General features: G+C 64.4%; 24 protein-coding genes and 1 tRNA gene. 17 read left to right on the top strand and 8 right to left on the bottom strand.

Annotated elements, in window-relative coordinates:
* Positions 1-36: 36 nt before the first annotated feature.
* The 6 genes from WFP36_RS13870 to pnp all read left to right on the top strand — a co-directional run bounded on the left by WFP36_RS13870 (position 37) and on the right by pnp (position 5,655).
* Positions 37-723 (top strand): site-2 protease family protein, encoded by a 687-nt coding sequence (locus WFP36_RS13870; RefSeq protein ID WP_336981265.1) that lies wholly within the window; start codon positions 37-39, stop codon positions 721-723.
* Between the two features lie 95 nt (positions 724-818).
* Entirely contained in the window at positions 819-1,250 is a 432-nt protein-coding gene (locus tag WFP36_RS13865; RefSeq protein WP_336981263.1) for a hypothetical protein, read from the top strand.
* A 73-nt stretch (positions 1,251-1,323) separates the two neighbouring features.
* A complete protein-coding gene (locus WFP36_RS13860; protein ID WP_336981261.1) occupies positions 1,324-1,830 on the top strand; it encodes a DUF2239 family protein in 507 nt (168 codons plus the stop codon).
* A complete protein-coding gene (gene truB, locus WFP36_RS13855) occupies positions 1,827-2,843 on the top strand; it encodes a tRNA pseudouridine(55) synthase TruB (protein WP_336981260.1) in 1,017 nt (338 codons plus the stop codon). The genes WFP36_RS13860 and truB overlap by 4 nt, the downstream gene beginning before the upstream one ends.
* Positions 2,844-2,863: 20 nt before the next feature.
* Positions 2,864-3,133, top strand: a complete 270-nt coding sequence (gene rpsO, locus WFP36_RS13850; protein ID WP_054532360.1) for a 30S ribosomal protein S15 — start codon at positions 2,864-2,866, stop codon at positions 3,131-3,133.
* A 206-nt stretch (positions 3,134-3,339) separates the two neighbouring features.
* Positions 3,340-5,655 carry a polyribonucleotide nucleotidyltransferase gene (gene pnp, locus WFP36_RS13845; protein WP_336981255.1) on the top strand — a complete coding sequence of 772 codons (2,316 nt, stop codon included), beginning with the start codon at positions 3,340-3,342 and terminating at the stop codon, positions 5,653-5,655.
* Between the two features lie 193 nt (positions 5,656-5,848).
* On the opposite strand, the gene WFP36_RS13840 is transcribed toward pnp, so the two are convergent.
* On the bottom strand, positions 5,849-6,529 hold the full coding sequence (locus WFP36_RS13840; protein WP_336981253.1) for a class I SAM-dependent methyltransferase: 681 nt from the start codon (positions 6,527-6,529) through the stop codon (positions 5,849-5,851).
* On the bottom strand, positions 6,513-7,751 hold the full coding sequence (locus tag WFP36_RS13835) for a BtaA family protein (protein ID WP_336981252.1): 1,239 nt from the start codon (positions 7,749-7,751) through the stop codon (positions 6,513-6,515). Before WFP36_RS13835 ends, WFP36_RS13840 begins: the two co-directional genes overlap by 17 nt.
* 201 nt (positions 7,752-7,952) lie before the next feature.
* On the opposite strand from WFP36_RS13835, the gene WFP36_RS13830 reads away from it, so the two are divergent.
* The 5 genes from WFP36_RS13830 (at position 7,953) to WFP36_RS13810 (ending at position 13,366) form a co-directional block, all read left to right on the top strand.
* The gene (locus WFP36_RS13830; RefSeq protein WP_336981250.1) at positions 7,953-10,109 is read left to right on the top strand and encodes a PA5441 family protein; all 2,157 of its coding nucleotides are present in this window, start codon (positions 7,953-7,955) and stop codon (positions 10,107-10,109) included.
* A 28-nt stretch (positions 10,110-10,137) separates the two neighbouring features.
* Positions 10,138-10,842 carry a DUF3142 domain-containing protein gene (locus WFP36_RS13825; protein ID WP_336981248.1) on the top strand — a complete coding sequence of 235 codons (705 nt, stop codon included), beginning with the start codon at positions 10,138-10,140 and terminating at the stop codon, positions 10,840-10,842.
* Between the two features lie 110 nt (positions 10,843-10,952).
* Entirely contained in the window at positions 10,953-11,825 is an 873-nt protein-coding gene (locus WFP36_RS13820; protein ID WP_336981246.1) for an SDR family NAD(P)-dependent oxidoreductase, read from the top strand.
* A gap of 121 nt (positions 11,826-11,946) precedes the next feature.
* The gene (locus WFP36_RS13815; RefSeq protein ID WP_336981244.1) at positions 11,947-12,894 is read left to right on the top strand and encodes an SDR family oxidoreductase; all 948 of its coding nucleotides are present in this window, start codon (positions 11,947-11,949) and stop codon (positions 12,892-12,894) included.
* 16 nt (positions 12,895-12,910) lie between these two features.
* The gene (locus WFP36_RS13810; protein WP_336981243.1) at positions 12,911-13,366 is read left to right on the top strand and encodes a VOC family protein; all 456 of its coding nucleotides are present in this window, start codon (positions 12,911-12,913) and stop codon (positions 13,364-13,366) included.
* An 825-nt stretch (positions 13,367-14,191) separates the two neighbouring features.
* Here the strand turns inward: WFP36_RS13810 and WFP36_RS13805 are convergent.
* Positions 14,192-14,899 carry a GcrA family cell cycle regulator gene (locus WFP36_RS13805; RefSeq protein WP_336981241.1) on the bottom strand — a complete coding sequence of 236 codons (708 nt, stop codon included), beginning with the start codon at positions 14,897-14,899 and terminating at the stop codon, positions 14,192-14,194.
* 87 nt (positions 14,900-14,986) lie between these two features.
* Here WFP36_RS13805 and WFP36_RS13800 point away from each other — a divergent pair, with 87 nt between their 5' ends.
* On the top strand, positions 14,987-15,865 hold the full coding sequence (locus WFP36_RS13800; protein WP_336981239.1) for an ABC transporter permease: 879 nt from the start codon (positions 14,987-14,989) through the stop codon (positions 15,863-15,865).
* Positions 15,866-15,875: 10 nt separating this feature from the next.
* On the opposite strand, the gene WFP36_RS13795 is transcribed toward WFP36_RS13800, so the two are convergent.
* Both WFP36_RS13795 and hspQ read right to left on the bottom strand, forming a co-directional pair.
* Positions 15,876-16,472, bottom strand: a complete 597-nt coding sequence (locus WFP36_RS13795; protein WP_336981238.1) for a hypothetical protein — start codon at positions 16,470-16,472, stop codon at positions 15,876-15,878.
* 105 nt (positions 16,473-16,577) lie between these two features.
* Positions 16,578-16,958, bottom strand: coding sequence for a heat shock protein HspQ (hspQ, locus tag WFP36_RS13790; protein WP_336981236.1), 381 nt, complete (start codon positions 16,956-16,958; stop codon positions 16,578-16,580).
* A 179-nt stretch (positions 16,959-17,137) separates the two neighbouring features.
* On the opposite strand from hspQ, the gene WFP36_RS13785 reads away from it, so the two are divergent.
* The 4 genes from WFP36_RS13785 (at position 17,138) to prfH (ending at position 19,881) form a co-directional block, all read left to right on the top strand.
* Positions 17,138-17,227 (top strand) — tRNA-Ser (locus WFP36_RS13785).
* Positions 17,228-17,804: 577 nt separating this feature from the next.
* Positions 17,805-18,167 (top strand): hypothetical protein, encoded by a 363-nt coding sequence (locus tag WFP36_RS13780; protein ID WP_336981234.1) that lies wholly within the window; start codon positions 17,805-17,807, stop codon positions 18,165-18,167.
* A complete protein-coding gene (locus WFP36_RS13775) occupies positions 18,164-19,264 on the top strand; it encodes an RNA ligase RtcB family protein (protein ID WP_336981232.1) in 1,101 nt (366 codons plus the stop codon). Before WFP36_RS13780 ends, WFP36_RS13775 begins: the two co-directional genes overlap by 4 nt.
* On the top strand, positions 19,261-19,881 hold the full coding sequence (prfH, locus tag WFP36_RS13770; protein ID WP_336981231.1) for a peptide chain release factor H: 621 nt from the start codon (positions 19,261-19,263) through the stop codon (positions 19,879-19,881). Before WFP36_RS13775 ends, prfH begins: the two co-directional genes overlap by 4 nt.
* A 106-nt stretch (positions 19,882-19,987) precedes the next feature.
* On the opposite strand, the gene WFP36_RS13765 is transcribed toward prfH, so the two are convergent.
* Positions 19,988-20,884, bottom strand: a complete 897-nt coding sequence (locus tag WFP36_RS13765; protein WP_336981229.1) for a beta-keto acid cleavage family enzyme — start codon at positions 20,882-20,884, stop codon at positions 19,988-19,990.
* A 165-nt stretch (positions 20,885-21,049) separates the two neighbouring features.
* Here WFP36_RS13765 and WFP36_RS13760 point away from each other — a divergent pair, with 165 nt between their 5' ends.
* Entirely contained in the window at positions 21,050-21,829 is a 780-nt protein-coding gene (locus WFP36_RS13760) for a helix-turn-helix transcriptional regulator (protein WP_336981227.1), read from the top strand.
* Positions 21,830-22,070: 241 nt separating this feature from the next.
* Here the strand turns inward: WFP36_RS13760 and WFP36_RS13755 are convergent, their stop codons facing one another.
* Entirely contained in the window at positions 22,071-22,856 is a 786-nt protein-coding gene (locus tag WFP36_RS13755; protein WP_336981225.1) for a hypothetical protein, read from the bottom strand.
* Between the two features lie 5 nt (positions 22,857-22,861).
* On the bottom strand, positions 22,862-23,083 hold a 222-nt coding region (locus tag WFP36_RS13750), incomplete at its 5' end, for a DUF6152 family protein (protein ID WP_336981223.1).

The following is a 23,083-nucleotide window of genomic DNA, read 5'->3' as shown; positions in this document are numbered from 1 at the left end:
CTTGGCCTTTCGGGTGGCGCAGCCTATCTGAGTGGCATGACCGAAACGCTTATGTCCGCGCTGGTGCTGATCCCGGCGCTGATCCTTGCCATCGTCTTTCACGAAGTCTCGCATGGCTGGACCGCGCTGGCGCTGGGCGACAGCACCGCACGCGACATGCGGCGGCTGAGCCTCAATCCTATTCGCCATGTCGATCCGCTTGGCACGGTGATCCTGCCCGGGGCGCTCGCGCTGATGGGCGCGCCCGTCTTCGGCTGGGCAAAGCCGGTGCCGGTCGACGCAAGGCGCCTGCGCAACCCGCGCTATGGCATGATGGCCGTGGCAGCGGCCGGGCCGGCCAGCAATCTCGTGCTTGCAGGTGTCGGTGCCGTGGTGCTGGGCCTGCTGGGGCGCGGCTTGCAGGCACCGCCCGAGGGGATGCTGGCGCTGGCGATGATGGGCGCGCAATATTTCATCCTCATCAACATCTTCCTTGCCCTGTTCAACCTGCTGCCGATCCCGCCTTTCGATGGATCGCACATCGTGGAGGGTCTGCTGCCGCGCGATGCGGCGCGTGCCTATGCGAAGCTGCGCCCGTGGGGGCTGCCGCTGGTGTTCATGCTGCTGCTGGTGCTGCCCAGCCTGATACCGGGCTTCGACCTTGTCGGCCGTTTCCTCGAACCCGTCGTGACGCGAGTAGAGGATGTATATTATGGCATTGCCGGCTGGGCTGCGGGCGCCTGATCGGGGCTGAGGGAAACGCGCTTCGCCGCCGTCCTTGAAACATCCCCCGCGCCGCACGACATAGACGGTGAGTGGGAGACAGAAAGGAAGTTACGATGAAGCTTTCATTCGGATTCCCGGCCCTGCTGGCCCTGGCGGTTGTTTCGTCTCCGGCCTTTGCGGAAGAGCAGCAGGCAACTGCCCAATCCACCGAGAAGGTTGCAGAAGCCTATATCCCCTTCGCCAATCACGGCGGCGTGCGCGATTGGCGGGCGGACGGGCGCGAGGTGATCTATTTCCAGGATTCGCATCGCCGCTGGTACAAGGCCGAGTTGTTCAGCCCGGCCAGCGATCTGCCCTATACTCTGTTTATCGGCCTCGACACCGGCGCGAGCGACAGGCTCGACCGCTGGAGCAATGTCTATATTTCCGGGCAGCGTTACCCTCTGAAGTCGCTCGTACCGATCGAAGGACAGCCGCCGAAGAAGGCGAAGAAGGGCAAGAAGCCGGAAGCTGCAGAGGAAGCGGGAAGCAGAACGGACTATTGATATTTACCCGGATAATATATTGACTATTTGATCCGGGTAAATATATGCGGTGCCCGTAAGGAGCCAACCGCATATGGACGTCACCGTTTTCCTCAAGGGCGAGCCGATTGCCCGTGGCCCGGCCGAAGATATGGCCGAGCGCCTCAAGGGCATTGAGCCGCCTGAGCGGGCGGACGACCTGCTGGCGTTCGACGATGAGACCGGGCGCCAGATCGATCTCGACCTGCGCCCTGCGGAGCAGCGCCCGCGTGGCCGCCCCTCCTTGGGAGTGAAGGCGCGCGAGGTAACTCTGCTGCCGCGCCATTGGGACTGGCTCAGTGCCCAGCGCGGCGGTGCTTCCGCCACGCTGCGGCGGCTGGTGGATGCGGCACGGTCGCAGGCCAAGACGCCCGAGCAATGCCATGACGCCGCCTATCGTTTCCTCAGCGCCATGGCGGGCGACCTGCCGAAATTCGAGGATGCCGTGCGCGAGATTTATGCCGGCAATCCGGTGGGATACGATCATTTCACGCAGGGCTGGCCCGAAGGTATCCGCGCCCATGGCCGCGCGCTGGCCTTCCCGGAAGGCGCCGCACAATGAGCGTCCATGGCTGGATCATTCTCGACAAGCCGGTTGGACTTGGTTCCACTCAGGCCGTGGGGGCAGTGAAGCGCAACATGCGCGAGGCGGGCTATGGCAAGGTCAAGGTGGGCCATGGCGGCACGCTCGATCCGTTGGCCGAAGGCGTGTTGCCTATCGCGCTGGGCGAGGCGACCAAGCTGTGTGGGCGGATGCTGGACGCCAGCAAGATATACGAGTTCACCGTGAAGTTCGGCGAGCAGACCGATACTCTCGACGCCGAAGGCGAAGTGATCGCCACGAGCGATGTGCGTCCGACTGTGGCGGAACTGGAAGCCGTGCTGCCGCGCTTCACCGGCCCGATCGATCAGGTGCCGCCGGTCTATTCGGCGCTCAAGGTGGATGGCAAGCGCGCCTACGATCTCGCGCGGGCAGGGGAAGAGGTGGAGCTGAAGACGCGGGCGGTGACGGTGCATGCGCTGGAAATCCTCCCCGGCACGGGGAGGGGGACCATGCGCAGCATGGTGGAGGGGCAGGCGCCGGATGGCGCTTCGCTGACCGGTTCAGCCCCGCCGCAGGTGCCCCTCCACCGTCCTGGGGACGGTCCCCCTCCCCGTGCCGGGGAGGATCTGGCTGAAATCACCCTCGTTGCCCATGTCTCCAAGGGCACCTATATCCGCAGCCTCGCGCGTGATATAGCGCTGGCGCTGGGCACGGTCGGCCATGTCACCATGCTGCGCCGGGTCAAGGCCGGGCCGTTCACGCTCGATCAGGCGATTTCGCTGGACAAATTGAACGAAATCGGCAAGGGCGCGCCCCTTGAAGACGTAATCCTGCCGCTTGAGGCGGGGCTGGACGACATCCCGGCCCTCGATCTCTCTCCGGAAGCGGTGGTGGCGGTCCGACAGGGCCGTGTCCTCACCGGAATGCCCCAAGGTGACGGGTTGTACTGGGCGAAGGCGGGAAGTGTTCCCGTGGCGCTGGTCGAACTCGAAGCCGGGACGGCGAAAGTCGTCCGGGGTTTCAATCTTTAGCGATGTCGCGGAGCAATATTATGTCGGTTACCGCCGAAAAGAAGACTGAAATCATCCAGGGCAATGCCCGCGTCGAGGGCGACACCGGTTCCCCCGAAGTGCAGGTCGCGATCCTCACCGAGCGTATCCGCAACCTGACCGAACACTTCAAGGCGCACCACAAGGACAACCACTCGCGCCGCGGCCTGCTGATGATGGTCAACAAGCGCCGCAGCCTGCTCGCCTATCTCAAGAAGAAGGATGTCGAGCGGTATAACTCGCTGATCCAGAAGCTGGGTCTGCGCAAATAAGAGTTTCTCAAGGGCGGCTCCTCGGGGCCGCCCTTTCGCTTTATGCGGGTTCTGCCCTTGCAGGGCCCATCAAGGGATGAGGTTTCCTTCGCAATTCGGCGAAGGGGCCTGGGGCAGTGAAAAGGCCCCATACCGGACCGGGACGGCTTACCCGGTAACAGAGGCCCCGCGCCGCAATAGGGCCGCGCGGGACATAAGGAAAATACATGTTCGACGTGAAAACCGTATCGCTGGAGTGGGGCGGAAAGACCCTCACTCTGGAAACCGGCCGCATTGCGCGCCAGGCCAATGGCGCCGTTCTGGCCACCTATGGCGAAACCGTGGTGCTGTGCGCCGTGACCGCCGCCAAGAGCGTGAAGGAAGGGCAGGACTTCTTCCCCCTTACCGTTCACTATCAGGAAAAGTTCTCCTCCGCCGGCCGTATTCCGGGTGGCTTCTTCAAGCGCGAACGTGGCGCGACGGAAAAGGAAACGCTGGTTTCCCGCCTGATCGACCGCCCGGTGCGCCCGCTGTTCCCCGAAGGTTTCTATAACGAAATCAACGTGATCTGCCAGGTCATGTCCTATGACGGCGAAAGCGAGCCCGATATCGTTGCGATGATCGCAGCTTCGGCCGCCCTGACGATCTCCGGCGTGCCCTTCATGGGCCCGATCGGCGCGGCTCGCGTCGGCTTCAAGGATGGCGAGTATCAGCTCAACCCGTCCCTGTCGGAAGCGGCTGAAGGCCGCCTCGACCTCGTCGTCGCCGGCACGCAGGACGCGGTGATGATGGTCGAATCCGAAGCCAAGGAACTGACCGAAGACGAAATGCTGGGCGCCGTGATGTTTGCCCATGCCGAATCGCAGAAGGTCATCAAGGCGATCATCGATCTGGCCGAAAAGGCCGCGAAGGATCCGTGGGAAGTCGATCTTTCGGACAACACGTCCGAAATGAAGGCCAAGCTCAAGGATCTGATCGGCGCCGATATCGCCGCAGCCTACAAGCTGACCGACAAGTCGGCGCGCTCCAATGCGCTGAACGAAGCCCGCGCCAAGGCGAAGGCCGCGTTCGCGGATGAAAGCGCCCAAACCCAGATGGTCGCCAACAAGACCATGAAGAAGCTGGAAGCTGAAATCGTGCGTACCGCCATCATCAAGGATGGCCAGCGCATCGACGGACGCACCACCACGCAGGTCCGCCCGATCGAAAGCATGGTCGGCTTCCTGCCGCGCACCCATGGTTCGGCGCTGTTCACTCGCGGTGAAACGCAGGCGATCTGCACCACCACGCTGGGCACCAAGGACAGCGAGCAGATGATCGACGGGCTTGGCGGCCTGTCCTACGAAAGCTTCATGCTGCACTACAACTTCCCGCCCTACTCGGTCGGTGAAGTGGGTCGCTTCGGCGCTCCGGGCCGTCGCGAAGTCGGCCACGGCAAACTGGCATGGCGCGCTCTGCACCCCGTGCTGCCTTCGAAGGAAGACTTCCCCTACACGATCCGCGTCCTGTCGGACATCACCGAGTCCAACGGTTCGTCCTCCATGGCGACCGTGTGCGGTGGCTGTCTGTCGATGATGGACGCCGGTGTTCCCATCGAACGCCCGGTTTCCGGCATCGCCATGGGCCTGATCCTGGAAGGTGACGAATTCGCTGTGCTGTCCGACATCCTGGGTGACGAAGATCACCTGGGCGACATGGATTTCAAGGTGGCCGGTACCGAAGCGGGCATCACCTCGCTCCAGATGGACATCAAGATCGCGGGCATCACCGAAGAGATCATGAAGCAGGCCCTCGCTCAGGCGAAGGAAGGCCGCGCGCATATCCTTGGTGAAATGACCCGTGCCCTGGGTTCGGCCCGCACCGAGCTTTCGGCTCACGCCCCGCGCATCGAGACCATGCAGATCGACAAGTCGAAGATCCGCGAAGTCATCGGCACCGGCGGCAAGGTGATCCGCGAGATCGTGGCCGAAACCGGCGCCAAGGTGGATATCGACGACGAAGGCCTGATCAAGATCTCGTCTTCGGACCTGACCCAGATCGAAGCCGCCAAGAAGTGGATTCTCGGCATCGTCGAGGAACCGGAAGTCGGCAAGATTTACAACGGTAAGGTCGTCAACATCGTCGACTTCGGTGCCTTCGTGAACTTCATGGGCGGCAAGGACGGTCTCGTCCACGTCAGCGAAATGAAGAACGAACGCGTCGAGAAGCCGACCGATGTCGTCTCCGAAGGCCAGGAAGTTAAGGTCAAGGTCCTCGAGATCGATCCGCGCGGCAAGGTTCGCCTGTCGATGCGCGTCGTCGATCAGGAAACCGGCGAGGAACTGGAAGACACCCGCCCGCCGCGCGAACCCCGCGAACCGCGTGGCGATCGCGGTGACCGTGGCGACCGCCGTGGCCCGCGCCGCGACGGTGACCGTGGCGGCGATCGTGGTGGCCGTGGCGGCGACCGTGGCGGCCGCGACCGTGGCCCGCGCCGCGAACGCAGCGACCGCGACGAGGGCGGTAACCCGGATCACATGCCGGCCTTCCTCAAGGACGACTAAGTTCGGGCTTGCCTGAACTGCAGGAATTCAGGGCCGCGGGGGCAACCTCGCGGCCCTTTTTCTTGGGTTGTTTCCTGGGGGGCGGCCCAACTTACATTCGTCATTCCCGCGCAGGCGGGAATCCAGCAACGGCCGTCGAACTGGATTCCCGCCTGCGCGGGAATGACGAAATAAGGGGGAGGGAAGCTGCCGCTCAGGCCGCCGGGCGGCGCAGCACCATTGCGCGGGCATAGTCGCGATAGAGCGACGTGGTCTCGCAAGTGAGGCCATGGCGTGCGGCGAGTTCCTCGCCCACCGCGAACAGTTCCGCGCGCGGGGTCACGTGGAAGCGGGCGAGCCAGGCCTTGAGCAGGCGGGCGAACCAGCGGGGCAGGCGTTCCTGCTGGCCGAAATCGACCACGTGGATTTCTCCGCCCGGAGCCAGCAGCGGGCAGGCATGGGCCAGCGCCTCCCGCCAGGGCGGGATCATCGAGAGGGTGTAGGAAAACACGATCCGGTCAAACCGCTCGCGCCCGAACAGAGCCTTCGCATCGAAGCTGGCGGCATCCCCCTGGGCGAGCGTGCAGCGCCCGGTCAGTTCCTCGCGTTCCAGCGTGGCATGCGCCGATTTGAGCATCTCGGCCGAGATATCGAGCCCGCAGAACCGCGCCTCGGGATAGTGTCGTGCGGCCAGTGCCAGATTGCGCGCCGTGCCGCAGCCGACTTCCAGCACCTGCCCGCCGCTGGGTACGTCCAGCCCGGCGATCAGCCGGTCGCGCCCCAGCAGGTAATATTTCCGGGTCAGGTCATAGATGTGGCGCTGGAACGCGTAGACCGCGTCCATCTGCGCCGCATGGCCCGCAGCAGGGGCGGCGGCCTCAGTCGCGCCGGACATAGAGATGCGTGCCGCCATAGATGCTGGAGCGATCCTGCTTCGTCAGTTCCGCCGAGCGCTCTTCGCGATAATCCCACATGTCCAGCAAGCCCCGCGCCAGCCTGCCGGGAAGCAGCGAAGGCTCGTCCGCCGTGCGGAACAGCACTCGTGCGCCGGGGGCGGCAGTGCGGCAGATCTGGCCCCACAGCTCGTTGAGCTGGCGGTCGGTCATCCAGTCCTGCGCGTCGAGCAGCAGGAACTTGTCCACGCTCTGCGCCTCCTGCTTGAACAGATGGTCGGTCATGTTGGCCTGGATCACGTCCAGTCGCTCGATCCGTTCGCGCAGGGCATCGTAATGGCGTTCCTGCAGATAGGGCGGCAGGCTGGCCTGCGGGACCTTCTCATAGGCGCGGCCAAAGGCCTGCCAGGCGAAATAGTTTTCCGCGAAGGGAAAATCGCAGGCGAGCTTTTCCAGCCTTTCGCGCAGCACGGTGGCCATGCTGCGCCCGGCGGCCAGCTTGTCATATTGCGCGGGCGGGATGCCCAGCCCGAACAGCGAGGCGGGGTGGTTGGTCAGCAGCCGGATCAGCGGCTTGTCGAAGATCGGCACGAAATGCGCTTCGAAATGGGCGCGCTGAGCTTCCACGCCTTCGGCCTGGAGGATATCGCGCGGGTTCACCCCGTGCAGCCGGGCGAGGAAATGGGCAAGGCCGATGAAATTGCCCAGCAGGCCATAGCGATAGGCGCCGCGTGCGAAGATGGAGATGCGCCTGCGGCCCATCAGGTCCCGCGCTTCCCAATAGGCGCGCGAGCGTTCGTCGAGATGCGGGGCGATGTAGCGGCGATAGGCCTGCACATTTTCCTTCGCGTCGGCATCGCCGAAGAAGCGGCGGAAATGGGCATAATCCGGCAGATGCGTCACCGCCACGCGCTTGAGATTGCCCAGCGCGACATGGGCGGAATTGAGGTCCACCGCCGTCACCTGCGCGGGGCCCGCGGTGAGATAGCTGAGCGCATTGCAGCCGCCGCTGGAGATGGTGACCAGCCGGTCCCCCTCTTTCACGTCCAGCCCGGCCATATCCTCTTCCGGGTCTTCCCAGATCTGCGGATAGACCAGCCCCCGGAAGGCGAGGGCAAAGGCCCGTTCGAGCAGGGCCGTGCCGTTCAGCCCCTTGGAACTGACGGCGGCGCCGTGGATCAGCTTGCCGCCCGCAGGCGCATCGAGCGATGCTTCGCGTTTCATCTGAGCAATATCCTGTCTCGCGGGGGCGGCCCGTGCCGCGCCCCGCTTCACGGATGACGCCCATATGAGCGCTGCATGACCCTACCGCGACGAAACCGTTACAGTTTTGCGGATTTCCACAAGACTGATGGCCCGCTTCGCACTTGCCAGATGCCATTGCGCGCGGGAAAATGCCTGCCTGCTTGGCGCGGAGGATTAGGAATGCGGATTGGGCGGCTGGCGATGGCTCTGGGCGTTGCGGCGGGCGCATGGGCGGCTGCAGGGCCGGCGGGGGCAAGCGGCGACTATGGCTGTTCGGTGGGCTGGATGCTCGACCGGGCGGGGCAGGACTGCGCCAATTCCGTCGTCATGTCCCCCGGCAACGACACGCGGGTGAACCTCGCGCTGCTGCTGCGTGACCGGGCCGGGCTGGCGAGCAGGCCGGGCGACTATCCGGTGCAGGAATGGGATCAGGGCTTCGGCCGCAATTTCTTTGACTGGAACATCTTCACGCAGGCCTCCTACCCGGAGAGCCAGTGGGAGGATAACGATTATTACGGTAGCCGCTGCGTCAGCCTGAAGGGCGGCGATGCTGCCTTTGCCGGAGCGGTGGCGGCCAATGGCAAGCTGTCCGTGGCGGATCGCGATGCCTTGCTGGCCGCCCGCGCGCAGCTGGCGCCGATCTGCTCCAGTTTCGGGGCGGATTACTGGGTGAGGCAGCGGGACGGCACCAGTGCCCCGGCGCCTGCCTGGCCGGTGGGCGTCACCAGCAAGCCGGGCAAGGAATTCGTCTCCTACCTCGTCGCTTCCGCCGCCTTCTATGGCGAGGATTGGGAGGCTGCGCGCAGCGGCTTTGCCGCCCTGGCGCAGGCGAGCGATCCGTGGGTGAAGGAAACCGCACGCTACATGCAGGGGCGCGTGGAACTGAACGCGGCGCAGGCTGCTTCCTTCGACGATTGGGGCTTCTTCTCCGGCGCGGAATCGACCGACAAGGCAGCCACGCAGCGCGCGGGCAAGGCGCTGGCGGATTATCTCAAGGCCTATCCCAAGGGCGCCTATGCAGCGTCGGCCAAGGGGCTGCAGCGGCGCGTGCTGTGGCTGGGTGGCGATCTTGCCGGGCTGTCCGATGCCTATGAGGCGCTGCTGGCCGCCACGGTGCCCGGCAGCGCGCTGGAAGAGGCCCTGATCGAGGAGATCGACAACAAGCTGCTGCTGGCCAAGGGCGCGGAAAGCGCGATCGATACGCCGCTGCTGCTGGCCACCTACGATCTGATGCGGATGCGCGATCTGGGCCTGGATGCGGAAAGTGGCGAAGAGGCCTATGCCTATGGCCCCAAGCCCATCGACGAGGGCGAGCTTGCCGCGCAGGAGCCGCTCTTCAAGGGGCGGGAGGATCTCTACCAGTTCCTGCGCGCGAACTGGTCCTTCTATATCGGCGGCAATGCGCAGGACGTGCTGGAGCGCATTCCCGATGCCACTGCCACCACGGCCCATTCGGCGCTCGATTTCAGCCGTCAGGTGCTGCGCGGGCAGGCACTGGCCGCATTGGAGCACCCTGGCGAGGAAGCCTTCTGGCGGCGGCTGATCGGCGGATCGGGCGGCCTGTATCAGCGGCCCACGGCCGAGCTTGGCCTCGCGCTTCACTGGGATCGTGCCGGGCAGGCCGGCAAGGTGTTCGGCGCGGATTCCCCGGTGCAGGACGGGATGATCCGCAAGCTGCTGATCGAAAGGACCATCGGGCCTGACATATTGCGCAAGGAAGCGGGCAATGCCGCCCGCCCTGTGGAGGAACGGCAGCTGGCGCTGTTCACTCTGCTCTACAAGCAGCTCTCGCGCGGTTTCTATGCCGGGTTCCTGAAGGACCTGCCGCTGGTGCCGGCGGGCGCGGATGTGGAAGGCGGGCTGTGGAGTCTGTCTACGTCCGAAACGGTGCCGGTCGGCCTGTTCGCCACGGGGCGGTTCAGCGACGGCTATACCTGCCCCACGCTCGGCCAGACGGCGGCGGCGCTGGCGAAGAACGCCAGGGACGTGAAGGGCCGCCTGTGCCTGGGCGAGTTCTATCGCCTCAACGGCTTCGACGATTTCTATCTCGATTACGGCAGGTCGGAGGCCGGTTCGCTCGGCAGCGGGAAGGAACTGTTCCCCGGCACGCCGATCCCGCGCGGCAGCTTCTACAGCGCGATCATCGCCGATCCCGCCGCGGCACGGGGCGACAAGGCCTATGCGCTCTACCGCGCGGTGCGCTGCTATGCCCCCTCGGGCAACAATAGCTGCGGCGGGGATGAAGTGGCCATCGAACAGCGCAAGGCATGGTTCAACACGCTGAAGCGCCAATATGCCGATACGAAATGGGCAAGGGAGCTGGAATATTACTGGTAGGGCGCGCCCCTTCCGGCTCGCGGCGCTGGTGGCAGCCCTGCTGCTGACGGCATGCGGGCAGGGCACGCCCGATGCGGGCCGGGTCAGCGCCTCTGCCCATGATGCCTTCTTCCTGTGGGCCGGAGTGAAACCCCCGTCCGAACTGGATCGGGCAAGGACGGTCTATGTGCTGGCGGGCGAAGTGCGCGCGGCCGATAATTCGCGCTTCGTCCCCCTGCGTCCGCAGCCGCCCCGTGCCAGCCATGCCGATGTCTGGCTGGTGCTGCGGGTGGAGCGGATCGACTGGACGCCGGAAGTGACCCGCCAGCTGCTGCGCGAGATCGCCCGCTGGCAGGCCGCCGGGGCCAATCTGCGCGGGGTGCAGATCGACTTCGATTCCGCCACGCTCCACCTCGATCGCTATGCGCAATTCCTCCAGCACTTGCGCAGCGACCTGCCCCGGGGGATGCGGCTTTCGATCACCGGGTTGATGGACTGGAGCGCCAATGGCGATCCCGCCGCGCTGGCGAAGCTGGGCACTGTGGTGGATGAGATCGTGGTGCAGACCTATCAGGGCCGCACGACCATTCCGGGCTATGAAAGCTATCTTGCTTCCCTTTCCCGCCTGTGCCTGCCCTACAAGGTGGCGCTGGTGGATGGCGGGGAATGGCGCGCGCCCAAAGGGCTGGCGAATGACCCGCATTTCAAAGGCTATGTGGTGTTCCTGCTGCCCGAGAGCGGGCGGGCCGTCTGAACCGGGGCTGCCTGAGCGAGTGGGCCGAACCGTGCGGCGCTTCGTTCCTGTCCATGGACGCTGCGCTCCGGCTCTGCCAAATTCATGCAAATACCTAACGGGAGCAGTCGATGCCGATTCAGTCATTCGAAGGAAAAATTGCGTTCATCACCGGCGGAGCGAGCGGGATCGGGCTCGGCATCTCCAAGGTGCTGGTCGAACGCGGCGCGCAGGTGGTGATTGCCGATTTGCGGCAGGATCATATCGACCATGCACTGGCGGAGTTCGCGGGCGGCGGCAGGTCCAATGCCGTCTCCGCGCTCCAGCTCGATGTCACCAATCGCGAGCAATATCGCGAGGCCGCCAAGAAGATGCTCGATGAGTTCGGCGGGATCGACATTCTGGTAAACAATGCCGGCGTCGGGCTGGAAGGCCCGCTGCTGGAAGCGACCTATGCCGATTACGACTTCGGTTTCGGCGTGAATGTCGGCGGGGTGATCAACGGCTTCACCGAATTCCTGCCGCAGATGGTGGCCCATGGCCGGGGCGGGCACATCGTTTCCACCGCCAGCCTTGCCGCCGAAGTGGTGATGCCGCCGCAAATGGCGATCTATGCCGCCAGCAAGGCCGCCGTGTGCCATTTCTGCGAAGCGGCCAAGGGCGAACTGGCCCAGCACGATATCGGCGTTTCGATCCTGCTGCCGGGCCCGGTGAAGTCCAATATCCATGAGACGATCGACAACCGGCCCGCGCATCTGCGCGAAGGCAGCGGCTTCACGGCCAGCGAGAAGAAGCTCGCCCGCCGGATCGTGGGCGACAACTGGATGGAGCCGGTGGATGTCGGCAATCTGGTGGCCGAGGCGATCCTTGCCAACACCACCTATGTCGTAACGCACGGCATGTACAAGGATGCCATGCGCGCCCGCGCCCAGGCCGTGCTGGACGCCACGCCCGACCGGATGGAAGTGGTCGACAGCTTCGGGAACTATCGGGAAGAAGAATAATACGCGTCATTGCGAGGGGCCGGAGGCCCCGTGGCAATCCAGGGCGTAACGCTTTGAGCCATGGATTGCTTCGTCGGCCTTGCCTCCTCGCAATGACGAAAGACAAACGGAGAGGAACAACATGCAGGAACTGACAGGCAAGGTGGCCTTCATCACAGGCGGCGCGAACGGGATCGGCTTCGGCATGGTCCGCGCCTTTCTGGCCGAGGGGATGAAGGTGGTAGTGGCCGACTGGAGCACGTCTCACATCGAGAACGCCAGGGCCGCGCTCAAGGGCAATAACGCCGCCCATTTTATCCGCACCGACGTGGCCGACCGGGCCAATCTGAAGGCCGCGGTGGACGAGGCGCTCGACGTGTTCGGCAAGATCCACGTGTTGTGCAACAATGCCGGGATCAATGGCGGCGGTACGGCCGACGATCCCGATTTCACCGATTTCGACCGCGTGATGGCTGTCAATTTGGGCGGGGTCATCAATGGCAGCAAGATCGTGGTGCCGATCATCAAGGCGCAGGGCGAGGGCGGGCATGTGGTCTGCACCTCCTCCATGGCCGGGATCGTGCCGCTGCCGGGCTTTGCCGCCTATTCCACCTCGAAATATGCCGTGCGCGGTTATGCGGAGAGCCTGCGGATGCAGCTGGCGCCGTTGGGTATCGGCGTGTCCTGCCTGTTCCCCGGCGCCACGCGCACCGGCATGCTTCATCCGCCCGAGGACGAGCCGGAAACCGACTTCAACGAGGAAGCGGCGGGCACCTTCCAGAAGGCCCTGTGGGATGCCGCCCGCGCGGCGATCGATCCGCTCGACACCGGCCGCGCCGTGGTGGACGCGATCAGGGAAAATCGCTTCCACATCTTCACCAACCGCGAATTCCTGCCCGAAGTCCAGCAGCGCAATCGCGAGATGGAAGAAGCTTTCCCGCAGCAGGAACCGCCGCAGGGCCGGGTGGTGTTCGAGAGCATGCGCGCCGACATGGCCCGCAACCTCCTCGCCACCGGTAACCGCCCCGTGGTAAGGGAAGAGGACGCCGAGGGCGGCGGGCTGGCATTCAGCTCCAGCGAACGCAACTGACCGATGGAGACCGGCGATGCGGGCAAAGGTTGTGGTTCTGGCGGGTCTGGCCTTTCTGGCTGCCCCGGCTTCGGCGCAGGCCCAGCCTGAAATGCCCGCGCCGCTGGTCTATTTCCACATCGCCGGGCCTGACCTGGCAAAACAGCGTGCCTTTTATGCCGGGATGTTCGGCTGGACCATCGGCGAGGATGGCAGCCTGACCATTCCCGCCCAGCCGGCCATGAGCGGGATGCTGCAGGTCGAACCGCCCAATCTCGGCCCGGAAACCGGCAGCGCGCTCTATTTCGGCGTGGTGGACGTTACCGCCGCGCAGGCACAGGCAATGGAGCTTGGAGGGGCGGTGGTGTTCCCCCGGCTGGAAGTTCCCGGCGTGGTCGTGCTCGGCATGATTACCGATCCTGCGGGCAACCGGGTGGGCCTGATCGAGTGGAAGGATGGCAAACCCGTGGTGCCTGCGGTTCCGGGCAACTAGGTTGCGGGGGAATGACGAAGGTAAGTGAGTAGAATCCTTAGCCCGAGCCACCACGCCCGCTCATCCTGAGCCTGTCGAAGGACACGGGAAACCGTCAGCCCCATATCCCTTTGTTGGGCAAGCGCTGGCGCGTGTCCTTCGACAGGCTCAGGACGAACGGGTGAGGATTGAAGAATTTGGTTCTCCATCTTGACAAAACGAACCATATTGGCTATATGGCTGTCCGCCAGTAACCAACTGGCACCAGCGGCGGGTCGGGGGCGCTTTGCGCTTCGCTCTTGTGCTCCTCCGTTTCCGGGCCGGCGTTTCGGGTGAGCCGGGTGAGGTGAGGCGGATAGCAACGCCTCGCTCGCCTTTCACGGAAGCGTCCGCACCTTCTGCCGGCACAGGCGCCGGCTCTCGCCGAATGTCACGGCGCGGGCCGCGCGGGTAGCGCCGGGGGCGGCTCACTTGCGAGCCCTTCGTCGCCCCCCGTCTGAGCCGGAAAGGGCCGAGCGGCGAGTTCTCGCGGACTTTACCCGCCATTCGCAGACAAAACCGCGTCACCGGGCTCCCATGCGGGCGCCCCGAAACACCGGCCCGGACCCGTCCGACTGGTTTTCTCCCCCCGGCGTTATTCCGCATTCGCCAGCGGAGGATGGGGTTTGTCTGCCTACTTTGTCATCCCGGCCCCCTCGTCATCCCGGCGCACGCCGGGATCGCTGGCGGCTGGGCGCCCGGATCGCAGCGGTCCCGGATCAAGTCCGGGACGACGAAGGACGACGAAAAAGGCGCCCCGAATGATCTCCGGGGCGCCTTTCGAATCGGTATTACTGCCTCAAACCCTCAGCGCACTCGCGGGCCGCCGAAGGGCAGGGGCGGAGGGGGACGGCGGGCACCGCGCGGCAGCTGGGCCTGATAGGCGCGGCCGCAATGTTCCACGCAATAGGGGAAGCCGGGGTTCACCTTCTCGCCGCAGAAGTGGAAGTCGGGTTCGCCCGGATGGCCCATCGGCCAGCGGCAGACCCGGTCGTTCAGATCGAGCAGGCTGGTCTTGTCCGCGATTTCCGGGCTCGGCTTGGCGGGCACCAGGCGGCGCGGCGGGGCGGGCGGGATCGGGGCCTGCTGGTCGCCGGGGCCCTGGCGCAGGAAGCCGCCGGGGCCGACCGAGACGATCTTGGGCATGGGCTCGCCAGTGGAGCCGGGCAGCGGCTGGCTCGGCGTGGCAGAAGCGCTGGCCGGGGCGGCGGGCTTCTCGGCCACCGGGCGCGGCGCGGGCGCGACGGGCTTGGCAGCCAGCACCGGCTTTTCGGCGGGCGGCGCCTTTTCCTTCGGCTTGGGCGGCTTGGTTTCCTTCTTCCGCGCAGGCGCCTTCTCGCCGCCGTCCTCGTTCGCCTTCACCGGCGAGGGGCGCGACTTCAGGCCAAGGCGGTGCGCCTTGCCGATCACGGCATTGCGCGATACGCCGCCCAGCTCTTCAGCGATCTGGCTTGCGGTGGCGCCGCCTTCCCACATCTTGGTCAGGGTGGCGATCCGTTCGTCGGTCCAGCTCATGTCCGCTTTCAATTCCTCAACAAAACATACGCGGGAAGGGCCTCACCAGCCTTGTCAGCGCAAGCGACTGCCGATAGTCGCCAGTAAATGGCCGATCAAGCCCCGACGACATCCGAACAGGCCCGCGCGACGGGCGAAGTGAAGCGGCCTTTCCTGCCGCATGGAACGCCCGTGATCGGCGGATTGAACCGCATCGGGCTGTGGACTCTCTATATGAAGGAGGTCCGCCGTTTTCTCAAGGTCCAGACCCAGACTGTCTGGGCCCCGGCAGTAACAACCTTGCTGTTTCTGGTGATTTTCACCGTTGCACTGGGCCGCGGCGGGCGCGAAGTGCTGGGCGTACCCTTTGCCAGCTTCGTGGCGCCGGGCCTGATCATGATGGGCATGATGCAGAATGCCTTCGCCAATTCCAGCTTCTCGCTGCTGGGCGGCAAGATGCAGGGCACCATCGTCGATTACCTGATGCCCCCGCTTTCCGAAGGCGAACTGATGATCGGCATTGTCGGCGCGGCGATGACGCGCGCGATCATGGTGGGCCTTGCCGTGGCGGCGGCAATGCTGCTGTGGCCGGGCGTGAGCCTGCAGGCGGCGCATCCCTGGGCGATTGTGTGGTTCGGCCTGATGGGGTCGATGCTGCTGGCGCTGATGGGGCTGATGACGTCGCTGTGGGCCGACAAGTTCGATCATGCCGCGGCGGTGACCAATTTCGTGATTCAGCCGCTCTCGCTACTGTCGGGCACGTTCTACGTGATCCACAACCTTGCCCCGGCCTTCCAGGCGGTGAGCCGCGCGAATCCGTTCTTCTACGTGATCTCGGGCTTCCGCTTCGGCTTCCTGGGGGCCAGCGACATCGGCAACACCAACCAGGCCGTGCTGGGCGCGGCAGTGGGGCTGGGCCTGTTCAATCTCGTCTTCGGCTTCATCTGCTATCGCGTGCTCAAGAGCGGATGGAAGCTGAAGAGCTGATCCGCGCGGATCAGGAACCGCCCCCGTCGAAAGTCCGTATCTGGCGGCGTACGTCCCGCATCGTGGCGCCCGCGGACAGCATCGTATCGTCCACATCCTCGCCGCGCTTCATGCTGTGGCACAGCGTCTCGTCCGCGCCGCCGTAATCGGGATCGCTGGTATCGCAGGGGCAATATTCGCCCAGGCAGCGCGGAGTGCCGGCCGGTTCCGGCGGCGCTTCGTAATCCGCCGCTAGCGGCACGGGGGCTGGGGCGAGGTGGGCGGCGTCGACTGCCGAATCGATCGCCGCATCGCCTGAGCCATCCGTGCCGTAGCAACGGCCGGTCATTTCGCTGAACTGCTCATCCGCCAGCAGCACCGCGCCCGTATCGGCGGCGTGGTAGAAAGGCTGGAAGCCGACATAGGCGCCATAGCCGTTCTTTGAATTATACTCGCCCCGCATCAGGGTCGGGTCGTCCGGACAGGCGGAAACTTCGCGGAACTGCGTGGAATCCGGATCTTTCATGATCTGGCGGACGGCGTCTTGTGCCTCGCTGGCCTGCCGGTTGCAGGCGGCGGCAAGGCAGCAGAACAGCGTCAGGCTCAGCAGGCGGAGATTGCGGTGCATCCCCCCTGCATATGGCCTCGATGAAGGCGTGTCTCGCCTCGATCGGTCCGAAAAGGCCTGCGTCTTGCGAGTTCCGGCCAGCCGAAGCCGGCCGGGCAGCGCCGATCAATGCGTCAGGCGGCGGCGCAGGCGATAGCGGCCGTCGGCGAAATCGTCGAACAGCTGGGCCACGCTGGGGTGATCCACCGGGCCGCCTTCGCTGTCGGCCATCAGGTTCTGCTGGCTGACATAGGCGACATAGGACGAATCGTCGTTTTCGGCGAGCAGGTGGTAGAAGGGCTGATCCCGGCGCGGGCGCATGTCCTTGGGAATCGCCTCGTACCATTCCTCGCTATTGGCGAAGACGGGGTCGATATCGAAAACAACGCCGCGAAAATCGAACAGCTTGTGCTTCACCACGTCGCCAATGGCGAAACGGGCTTCGGCATGAAGGGGGGCGTCGATTCGGCGGCCGGCCTGGGCAGAAAAGAAATGGGCACGATCCATGGGCCTGAATATAGTTGGCCCGGAAGGCGAAACAAGCCGCGCAATGGGGCACTCCCCCTATTTGTCATGGTTTTGGAGGGCAGTGGCAAGCTTTGGGGCTTGGCAAGCGCCCGCCCTTGAGCTAACCGCCCGCTTCCCGGCCCCGGGCGCGCACTCGCCGCACCCGAAACACCCGATACGGAGAGGTGGCAGAGAGGTCGAATGCGCCGCACTCGAAATGCGGTGTACGGGCAACCGTACCGTGGGTTCGAATCCCACCCTCTCCGCCAGTCGCCGCTTCTTCGCGGACTTTCCCGAACTCATATGAACGATAGAAGCCCAGGATTTTAAGGCTTTTCGGCAGATTTGCCCTTCACTGACGTATGGTGGAAATCGCTTCCGGCCAGCGCATAAACTATGACTGATCTTTGGCTGGGTTCGGCCGATCTGACTGAGCAAGGCTGAGACCGCCTCGCGCCTTCGTGGGCGTATCGCGCGTCAAGGGGGCTCGGCTTCATGGTTGGTTCTGGCTGCAGATGAACAGTATGGTTTTCGAGCATCACTTTTGAAGAAATGCCGCGCGGACTAAAAGCTGCCCTTGTGCTCTGCACCCATCCTAATTAGCCGCGATGCCAGCCAGCACCGGCCTGTTCTAACCCAGGAAAGGAGAAGACCATGCGCGCAGCATCCGCCCGTAACCACCGTCACATCCTACTTCCCTGTGTTCAGGAACAGATTGCATGGGCAATTTTTGCAAGGGCGAATTCAAACGCCTGATTGCTTCCGGCGGCATCCGCGCCGCTGACTTCTTCAAATACTGCGTCACTACCGCTTCGCCGACCGCCCCCTTCCACAGGGAGGTTCGCCATGCGCAATGACATGTTCAAAATTATAGTCGAGCGCCCACGCTGGGGCGCAGGGCATGCCGCATCTCCTAAACTGAAAAGGATGGCCCACGCCGGCGTACACCGCATCGGGCTTAAGCGTCGTGCCTCTATCGGCGCTCGTTATACCAAGATGCATATCGAAGACTTCGTGCTTACCCGAATTTCCCTGGGTCGGCACGGCGAATGGATGTTCGAAGGCCAGGTCCTGGGAGCGCGCACGGGTCGATGCTTCCGGCGGCGAGAGCTATTTGTCGATCCGCAGGACGGCATCCTCAAGGACATGGCCGTCCTGAAAGAGATGCTGGTGTCGGGACCTTGCCAGGGCAAGGGAGACGCACGATGAGCACGACCTCTCTGATCGCCCGCGATCCTGCACGTTTCGATCCTACGGCGCTGGACCAGTTGGAAGCCTGCGCGCGCTACGAAGGCATGGAGCGCATCGTCGGCCTGCCCGACCTTCACGCAGGCAACGGCATTGCGGTGGGCGCGGCCTTCTGGTCGCAAACGCGCATCTGGCCGCATCTGGTGGGTAGCGACATTGGCTGCGGCATGGCCTTGTGGGAGCTGGACTGGGCGCTGCGCAAATTCCGCCTTGGGACGGTCGAACGAAAGCTGCACGGGCTGGACGCGCCGTGGGACGGCGATGGGGTCGCCGCCCTGCAGCAAGCGGGATTGCCGCCGAAACTGGCCAGCCCGGCGCTGGGCACGATCGGCGGGGGCAACCATTTCGTCGAGCTCCAGCGGATCGACACTGTCGTCGACGCGGTGCGCTTCGCCGCGTTGGGTCTGAGGGCGGACCGCGTTTGGATGATGGTCCACAGCGGGTCGCGCGGGCTGGGCCAGGCGATCCTGCAGGCGCACCAACCGGCGCGCATCAGCGAAGGGCTGCAAGCGAAGAGCGAAGCGGCCCGAGCCTATATTGTCGATCACGATGACGCCTTGGGTTGGGCCATAGTGAATCGCAGGATCATCGCAGAGCGCTTCTGCGATAGCCTCGGCATGGAAGGGCGGCGCGTCCTGGACATCTGCCACAACAGCGTCACCCCGCATCTGGGAGGATGGCTACATCGTAAAGGCGCAGCGCCGGCCGATCGCGGCTTGGTTGCCATCCCGGGTTCGCGCGGCGATTTCAGCTATCTGGTGGAGCCTGTCGATGAGGGGGCCGATCGGGCGCTGCATTCGCTGGCCCATGGTGCAGGCCGCAAATGGAGCCGCAAGGATGCTCATGCCCGCCTCTCGCGACGGTTCAAGGTGGCCGATATGCAGCGCACCGCCCTGGGCAGTCATGTGATCTGTGAGGATCGCCGCCTGATCTTTGAGGAAGCGCCCGATGCCTACAAGGACATCGCCATGGTCATAGCAGATCTGGAGCAGGCGGGCCTGATCCGCGTGATCGCCAAACTGCGCCCCCTGCTGAGCTACAAGACGAGGGCGGCATGAGCGAAGCGATCCTGCATATCACGGCGGGCAAAGGACCGCAGGAATGCCGTTGGGTGGTGGCGCAACTGGCCCGCGCCTTCGGCCGCGAGGCTAGGTCGGCAGGGCTGGCCTGTACCGTGCTCGATGGGCTGGAGGACTTGCCCGCCTCCCTGCTGTTGCGCATCGAGGGCGAAGGCGCGGCAGCTTTTGCCGCCCCGCGCATCGGGACGGTCCAGTGGGTTGGCACCAGCCCGTTTCGGCCTTCCCACAAGCGCCGGAACTGGTTCGTGGGCGTTGCTTTGGCGCCGGAGGTCGAGGCGATCCGTGACTTGAGCGAGGAAGACATCGACTATCAGGCGATGCGCGCCAGTGGACCGGGCGGGCAGCATGTCAACAAGACCGATAGTGCGGTGCGCGCCACTCACCGCCCGACCGGCCTCGTCGCTACGGCGCAGGAGCAGCGATCCCAGCATGCGAACCGCAAGCTGGCGCGGCTGAAACTGGCTATCATGCTGGAGGCGCGACGTGAAAGCGCCGACGATGACGCGCGCAAATCCCAATGGCAGGCACATCAAGTGCTTGAGCGTGGCAATGCCGTCAGGGTCTATACGGGCGACAAATTCACCCTGGTGAGATAGCCCGCGGGAGCAGGGCAGCAATTCGATTTGCGGCTCTGCTCCCGCCCGCAAGGCCGCTATTTGCTTGCCCGATGGCGGCGTCTGATCGTGGTCAGACTGACATATCTCAAATCCCGAAGCGTGCCCGGGCTTCGTCCACGCTGGCCGGCTGCATTCCGAACAAGGCGCCGATCTTCGCCGCTGCTTCCACCATCTCGTGATTGTGGCGGGCGATGCTCCCATCGGGCAGGTATAGGCTATCCTCAAAGCCGACCCGCACCAGATCGCAACCCATCGACAGGCCGAGCGTGATCATCGGGAACATCGCCCTGCCGGTGGAGGTCATGCCCCAGATGGCCTGCGGGAAATAGCGCAGCCCTTCTTCCACGTTGAACAGGAGGTTGCGGGCAATCGCCGGCACGGCGCCATAGCCGCCGCCATGCAGCAGCCAGATGTTGTCCCGATGGCGGTCGAACAGCCCTTCCTCGGCATAGCGCAACAGGCGGTGCAGGGCGCTCGCCTCGACCACTTCGTATTCGAGCGCGGAGTGGCGGGCATAGACTGCCTGGATTGTCTGCTTGAGGAACTCGGGCGAGTTCACATAGGGTGTCTCGTTGAGATAGCCGCCTTCCGGGTGATAGAAGTCGGCTGAGCCCGCGGCGACGCCGAACAGGTCCGGAGCGGGCTGAATATTGAGCAGCCCCAGCCGCTCTTCGTCGCTCGGCCAGATGAAGCCGCCGGTCTTCGGATCGCGGCGGATACCGATACCGTTGGTGGTCTGGATCAGCACCGGGCATCGGGCCCGGATTTCGCGGATGATCTCCGCATAGATCCCCGGGTCGCCGCTGTTCTTCCCGTCGGGTCCGCGGGCATGCACATGGACAAGTGCCGCGCCTGCCTCCCAGCAGCGCGCCGCAGCTTCGCCCAGTTCCGCCGGCTGCTTGGGAACCACAGCGCCATTCCGGTTCTGCTGCATGCCGCCATTGAGGGCGACAGTGATGATGAACCTGTTGCCGGGGAGCATGACCTTCCTTTCGCTGCCACTGCCTTGGTGACCGAACCTCCGGCTGGGGTCTGTCCTCTCCCAAGAGGACAGAGGCGGCGACAGCACATGCGAGAAGCGTTACGGTCAGTTCCTTCCGAGACGGCACCAGACCGACCGGGCAGGAGCAGAGCAAGGGAGCAGGATGTGGCCGAGATAAGGACCATCACAGACTGGCGCATGCACTCGCCATTGCTGGGCGCCTATGACAAGCTGCTGGGTACGCTCGGCACTGAGGAATTCGGTTCCACCGTGCGCGATTGCATCCTCCTTGCGACGGCAGGTGCCCACCGGCTTTACCTGTTCGAGGCGCAGGGGCGCGACCAGAGCAGTCTGCAGTATCATTTCTGTGAGCCCGGCCTGACCCGCCTTCTGCCTGCCTATGCCGACCGTTATCTGCGTCTGGATCCGGTATGCGATGCCTATGAAGCCGCACCGTCCGAAGGCGACATGGCCTTGCTGCGCATCCGCCCGGCAGACATCCCCTCGGCTGGCTTTCGGCGGCAGTTCTTCGACGAACCGGGGATTGTCGAACGGGTATCGGTGATCCAGCGCGGTCGCGGGGAATGGCGGGTCATCAACGTCGCACGCCATTCGCAGAACGGCTGCTTCTCGGACGAAGAACTGTCGGTGCTGGTCGGCATTGCTTCGCTTGCCCTGCCGATGCTGCCCTTCAACCGGCAGCCTCATGCCGCCACTTCGCAACTGACTGTGTCCCAGCTGGAAGACCGTTTTGCCGCCCGCTTCGATGATCTCACCTTGCGCGAACGACAGGTCTGCGCCCGCGCGGCGATTGGCATGACGGTAGAAGCCACGGCGATCGACCTGGCCATCGCCAAGACTTCGGTGCTGACCTATCGGCGCCGGGCATACCAGCGCCTGCAGGTTACGAGCCCGTTCGAATTGTGCTCATTGGTTACCCATTAGGGTGCGGCACCCGCATTGAAGGTGTGAGGGACCCGCTCAGGCCCCGAATAAAAATTGGCGCCGGCTCCAGGGAGGTTGGGTGGGGCCGGCGCCGTCCAGTCGAAGGCTGATACCCTTCGGTTGGTCCTGGTTGGTGGAGCAACTCATCTTGCCGACGTGACCCGGTCCGCCAGAACTGCGAGGGCGAAGCCACTCGCCTTTGGCAAAAGCAGGCGGACGCTGGCAGATGGCGTTGTCGGGGTCATTCGAACTCGGTTTCCCCGTCGAGGTTCACCGGATTGCGGTTGTTTTCCGAACACTGGAATTCATAGAGGACGCCGTAGCGGTCGCGCCTGTAGGTCACGGTGGCTTTGAAGGGCTCTGCCAGCGCGTCGGGGTCTTCCATCACCATCTCGTTCACCAATGTGTCCGGCTTGGCCGGATCGAGATGGATGCGTTCGGTGATCCGAAACTTGTCGGAATGCAGCGCGCCATTGGCGAAGGGCAGCATATCGAGCGCGCCGATCGTATCGACCACCAAGGTATCGCCTTCCCAGTGGCCGACGGAGTGCCCCATATAGGTGGGATCCAGTTCCTCCAGCGGCGGATGTTCGCGTCCGTCGGTCCAGATCGTGCGGGTCTGCATCCAGGCTTCCTGGTTGATCGTGACCCGGCCCGGCGAGAAGATGAATTCATAGGGATATTGCGCGAGTTGCATGATGCGCGGCATTCCCGGAGGCGCGCAGTTTGAACGATTTCGCTTCTCCACTCCGTCATTTGCCGAGACGTCGGCGCGCCACGCTTCCCAGTCGGTTTGATACTTGCCTTTGAGCTTGGGCTGGGCCGTGGGGCCACCGCGATTGAGGAACCATACACCTCCCCAATCGGGCATGGCGTCGAGTTCCGCATAATGCCCCTTGGCAAAGCCGGCGCCCTCGCCTTCGGAAAGACCGTCAGGCGGAGCGGAGCCCCCGGATTGGGCCTGTGCGCCGCCAGTGGCAAGGCATGCCGCCGCGCAGGCCAGCGCGATTTTTCTGGTCCAGTGCATGAAGGCTATTTCACCTCGCCCAGGGTCGAGCCATTGGCAAGGCGGACGCCGACATAGGAGCCGCCCTTGCTGCCATTGCGCAACGGGTGGATGTAGAGCTTCACCTTGTCTCCGGTCTTCAGCGTTGTGCGCTTCCAGCCGCTCTGTTGCAGATTATTTGGGCTGGTCATTTCGATGGTCCAGCGTTCGGTCTGGCCTTTGACCGGCACGTCGATCTCGATGAAGGC

The organism is Fulverythrobacter fulvus (assembly GCF_037154085.1).
Lineage (GTDB): Bacteria > Pseudomonadota > Alphaproteobacteria > Sphingomonadales > Sphingomonadaceae > Andeanibacterium > Andeanibacterium fulvum.
Note: the sequence above shows the minus strand (reverse complement) of the source record. Positions and strands in the feature narration are given on the sequence as shown.